At 68.3% G+C, this 1006-nt stretch carries 1 protein-coding gene; it reads left to right on the top strand.

All coding sequences use genetic code 11. The features are described 5' to 3' along the window. Positions 1-215 precede the first annotated feature (215 nt). On the top strand, positions 216-1006 hold a 791-nt coding region (locus G6027_RS03780; RefSeq protein ID WP_182635530.1), incomplete at its 3' end, for an ISL3 family transposase.

The following is a 1006-nucleotide window of genomic DNA, read 5'->3' as shown; positions in this document are numbered from 1 at the left end:
GGCTCTTCGCATCTGAGTGTGGGTGAGGGCGACACGCCGGTGAGGCGGTAGGGAGGCAAGCGGGTCGAGGCCCTGAAGGATTGGAAGTACCACTACACCCAATCCGGAAAGGGCCTCGACCCATGTCCGAGCCTATCGGGTGCTGCCGGTCTGCCACCGGCGCCGCACCTGCGTCTCGTTGTTCCCGCTGCGATGTTCTCGTCGGCCTCGACGACGTGTACGTCCTTGATGTGCATCTGGTCGGCGAGCACCTGGAGGTGACCATCGAGTCCGAGCCCGGGCCGGTCGGATGCCCCGACTGCGGCGCCGTCGGAGTAGGCCATGGCCGGCAAGTGGTGCGCCTGGTCGACATCCCCTCGTTCGGTCGCCCCGTCACGATCATCTGGCGCAAGCGCCGCTTCCTGTGCCCGGGAGCGGCGTGCGAACGCTGCACCTTCGTCGAACATCTTCCCGGCCTGGCCTCGCCGCGGCACGCCACCACGACCCGCGTGGTGGACTGGGCGGTGCAGCAGTTGCGCCGGGAGCACGCCACCGTCAACGGACTGGCCCGCCAGCTCGGCACCGCGTGGCACACGGTCTGGACGCCGGTCAAGGCCGTGCTGCAGGCGCTGGCCGATGATCCGGCCCGCTTCGACGGGGTCCGCACCCTCGGAGTCGATGAACACATCTGGCACCACGTCTCCCGCCGCAAGCGCGGACCCAAGGAACTGACCGGGATGGTCGATCTCACCCGCGATCGCCAAGGAAAGGTGCAGGCCAGGCTGCTGGATCTCGTGCCAGGTCGCTCCGGGGCAGTGCTGGCCGACTGGCTCACCGGTCGTGGCAAGGGCTTCACCAGCGGTGTGGAGATCGCCGCCTTGGATCCGTTCCACGGCTACAAGCGGGCCATCGATGACGAGCTCGAGGACGCCACCGCGGTGCTCGATGCCTTCCATGTCGTCAAGCTCGCTCTCGGCGCCGTGGACGAGGTCCGCCGTAGGTTGCAGCAGCAGATCTGCGGCCACCG

This window comes from Dietzia sp. SLG310A2-38A2 (assembly GCF_014145095.1).
Lineage (GTDB): Bacteria > Actinomycetota > Actinomycetes > Mycobacteriales > Mycobacteriaceae > Dietzia.
Note: the sequence above shows the minus strand (reverse complement) of the source record. Positions and strands in the feature narration are given on the sequence as shown.